The organism is Kineococcus indalonis, assembly GCF_009906395.1.
GTDB classification, from domain to species: domain Bacteria; phylum Actinomycetota; class Actinomycetes; order Actinomycetales; family Kineococcaceae; genus Kineococcus; species Kineococcus indalonis.
The window spans coordinates 1-3,267 of the sequence record NZ_JAAALM010000465.1; the positions used below are offsets into that span (position 1 = coordinate 1).

Genomic DNA, 3,267 nt, shown 5'->3' on the forward strand with positions numbered 1-3,267 from the left:
CGGCCGCGACGCCGGCGACCGCGGTGCCCACCCCCGAGCTGGCGCGGAAGTCGGCGTACTCGGCGGGCACGGAGGCCGGGTCGCTGAGCAGCACCGGCGGCGGGGTGGTGGGAGGCGACGCAGGAACCCGCGGGCCCGCCCGCGCCGGCCGCGACGCCGGCGACCGCGGTGCCCACCCCCGAGCTGGCGCGGAAGTCGGCGTACTCGGCGGGCACGGAGGCCGGGTCGCTGAGCAGCACCGGCGCGGCCGGGGCCACGCCGCTGTCGCTGCCGGCGACCAGGAGCGCGGCCTGGCGGGCGTCCGCGGTGGCCGCCGCCGCCCACGCGCCGCGCCGCAGCTCCTGGTACTGGGGCGCGGCGGCGGCGGTCAGCACGCCCAGGACGGTCACCCCGACCAGCACCTCCAGCGCCGTCAGGCCCTCGTCGCGGCCCGCGCCGCCCCGTCCCCGCGTCCCGCCCGTGCTGCGCCGCACCGCTCCCCCTCGCTCGCCCGCCGGAGCCCCGAGGGTGCCGCGGTGCGGGCGGCAGGTGGTGACCGCCTCACCCGGGCGGCCCAGCGGGCAGCACCCGGACGGGCGCGCGGGACCCCCCGGGCGGGCCGCTCCTCACGCGCGGTGAGGAGCCGGGCACCCGTCCGGGGGGGCGGTCAGCCCCGCGCGGGACGCGTCACTTGATGCGCCCGCCGGCGGTCGGGCCCTGGTGCGCGGTGGCCGTGCCCGTGGAGGAGCGGCGCGGCATGACCAGGCCCAGCAGGACCATCCCGATGCCCAGGCCCAGGTGCAGCCAGTCGTCGGCCGCGTTCACGGGCACGAAGTTCGCGCCGCTGTCGTCGGCCGTGGCCAGGCCGAACACCCACAGGCCCAGGTAGGCGACGCCGCCGACGAGCAGGAACAGGCGCGCGGTGGCCGTCCAGCGGGCCAGCGCCACGCCCAGCACGCCGAAGGCCAGGTGCAGCAGGTTGTGCAGCACGGACACCTGGAAGATGCCCAGCAGGTGCGCGCCGGAGTGGTGCCCGGCGCCGCTGAGCTGGTCGTAGTCGGTCGTGATCCCCGGCACGAAACCGAGGACGCCGACGGCGAGGAACGCGATGCCCACCACGAGCGAGGTCAGCGAGACGGGCGAGCGGTGGACGGACGGGCGCGAGGACGTCGAGGTGCTGGTGCTGCTCACGGGAACCCTCCTGGGCGCTTCCTGACGGGCACGTGCTCTCGACCCGGCGCTCCCACGGTAGGCGTCACGGCCGCAGCGGCAAGGCGAGCGGGTCCGGTGCGCTCCGCCCGCGCGGCGCACCGCGCCGCTAGGCTCGGCGCCCGTGCCCGCCGCCGCCCACCCCGCGCTGGTGGTCGCCGGGTTCCGCCGCCACTCCGCCTACCGCGCCGCCACCGCCGCCGGCGCGCTGGCGAACACCGTGTTCGGCGCCGTGAAGGCCGCCGTCCTCACCGGCACCGTCGCCGCCGCGGGCGGGACCGTCGCCGGGTACGACGCCGCCCAGGCCGCCACGTTCGCCTGGCTCAGCCAGGCGCTGCTGGCCCCGCTGTCGGTGTTCGCCGACGACCGCCTCGCCCGCCGGGTGCGCACCGGCGACGTGGCCGTGGACCTGGCCCGCCCCGTGGACCCGCAGCTCGCGGCGTGGGCCGACGACCTGGGCCGCGCCGCGTTCCAGCTCCTGCCGCGCGGCCTGCCGCCGCTGCTGGTGGGGGCGCTGACCACGGGCCTGTCCCTGCCGGCCGGCGCCGGCGGGTACGTCCTGGGCGCGCTGGCGCTGGCCCTGGGGGTGTCGATCTCCTTCGCGATGCGCTGGCTGGTGGGGGTGAGCGCGTTCTGGCTCACCGACGTGCGCGGGCTGCTGCTGCTCCACACCGTGAGCGCCACCGTCCTGACCGGCCTGGCGGTGCCGGTGGCGTGGTTCCCCGGGTGGCTGGCCGCGCTGGCCGCCGCCACGCCGTTCCCCTCGGTGCTGCAGGCGCCGGCGGACCTGCTCACCGGCGTCGTCACCGGCACCGCCGCGCTGCGCGTGGTGGGCGTGCAGCTCGCCTGGCTGGCCGCGCTGCTGCTGGCCGGCCGGATCGCCCTGGCCGTCGGCGCGCGCCGGCTGGTGGTGCAGGGTGGCTGAGCACCCGGAACACCCGGAGCAGCGGGAGCGGACGGGGGCGTTCACCGCGTACCGGGCGCTGCTGGCCTCGCGGGTGCGCGCGCAGCTGGCGTACCGCACGTCCTTCGCCGCGGACGTGCTGGCCAACGTCGGCGTGGGCGTCAGCGAGTTCGCCACCGTCTACGTCGTCTTCTCCCGGGTGGACTCCCTGGGCGGGCTGGACGTGTGGCAGGCGTGCCTGGTGTTCGCGCTGGCGAACCTGGCGTTCGCGCTGGCCGACCTGCTCGTCGGGCACGTGGACGACCTGCCCCGCCACCTGCGCGAGGGCACCCTGGACGCGTTCCTGCTGCGCCCGCTGCCGCTGCTGGCGCAGCTGGCCACCGCCGAGGTCTCGCTGCGCCGGCTGGGGCGCGCGCTGGTCGCGCTGGTGGTGCTCGCGGTGGCGCTGCCGCGCGCCGGGGTGGGCGCCTCGCCGACCTCCGCGGCGCTGCTGGCCTCCTCCGCCGCGGGCGGGACCGCGCTGTTCGCCGCGCTGTTCGTGGCCGCCGCGGGCCTGCAGTTCTGGCTCCTGGAGGGCCGCGAGGCCGCCAACGCGTTCACCTACGGCGGCGCGAACGCCGCGCAGAACCCCTCCTCGCTGTACCCGGCGGGGCTGCGGTACGCGTTCACGTACCTGGTGCCCACCGCGTTCGTGGCCTACCTGCCGGTGCTGGCGATGACGGGCGAACCCGGCCCGGTGGGGCTGCCGTCGTGGCTGGGGGCGTGCACGCCCGCGGCGGCGGCGCTGACGTCGCCGAGCAGCAGCAGGCGGCGCGCGGCGGGCTCGGCGGCGGCGCGCCGCCCGGAGACCGGCGGGGTGTGGGAGGCGAGCAGGAAGCCCTCCACGACGGCGCGCACGCCGTCCTCGCCCGCGCCGTCGGCGAGGGTGGTGGCCACGTCCCCCGCGGGACCGGCGGCGCGGGCCAGGGCGGCCGCGGCGCGGCGCAGCGCCGCGGGTGAGGAGTCGCCGACGCCCAGCACGAGCAGGCGGCGGGGCGAGCCGTCGGGGGCCGCCACGGGCAGCCGGGTGGCGCGCCCGGCCTCGCCGGGCACCTCCTCGGCGGCGCACAGCTCGGCGAGGTCCACGCCGTAGCGGACGGCGGCGTCGGCGGCGCCCGGCCGCTACGGCGTGGACC

General features: G+C 79.0%; 3 protein-coding genes and 2 pseudogenes. 2 read left to right on the forward strand and 3 right to left on the reverse strand.

The features are described 5' to 3' along the window. Together GTR00_RS17520 and GTR00_RS17525 are read right to left on the reverse strand one after the other, a co-directional pair. Nucleotides 1–473, reverse strand: a pseudogene (locus tag GTR00_RS17520) (hypothetical protein); the annotation flags it as partial. A gap of 193 nt (nucleotides 474–666) precedes the next feature. After that, nucleotides 667–1,170: a DUF4383 domain-containing protein gene (locus GTR00_RS17525; protein ID WP_166612864.1), complete on the reverse strand. Its 504-nt coding sequence runs from the start codon at nucleotides 1,168–1,170 to the stop codon at nucleotides 667–669. Nucleotides 1,171–1,312: 142 nt separating this feature from the next. On the opposite strand from GTR00_RS17525, the gene GTR00_RS17530 reads away from it, so the two are divergent. Both GTR00_RS17530 and GTR00_RS26445 read left to right on the forward strand, forming a co-directional pair. Then, entirely contained in the window at nucleotides 1,313–2,113 is an 801-nt protein-coding gene (locus GTR00_RS17530) for an ABC transporter permease (protein ID WP_323132577.1), read from the forward strand. A 133-nt stretch (nucleotides 2,114–2,246) separates the two neighbouring features. Beyond that, nucleotides 2,247–2,852 (forward strand): annotated as a pseudogene (locus GTR00_RS26445) (ABC-2 family transporter protein); the annotation flags it as partial. Here the strand turns inward: GTR00_RS26445 and GTR00_RS26450 are convergent. After that, nucleotides 2,789–3,217 carry a M17 family peptidase N-terminal domain-containing protein gene (locus tag GTR00_RS26450; RefSeq protein ID WP_166612866.1) on the reverse strand — a complete coding sequence of 143 codons (429 nt, stop codon included), beginning with the start codon at nucleotides 3,215–3,217 and terminating at the stop codon, nucleotides 2,789–2,791. The pseudogene GTR00_RS26445 and the gene GTR00_RS26450 sit on opposite strands and share 64 nt — an antisense overlap. Nucleotides 3,218–3,267 lie beyond the last annotated feature (50 nt).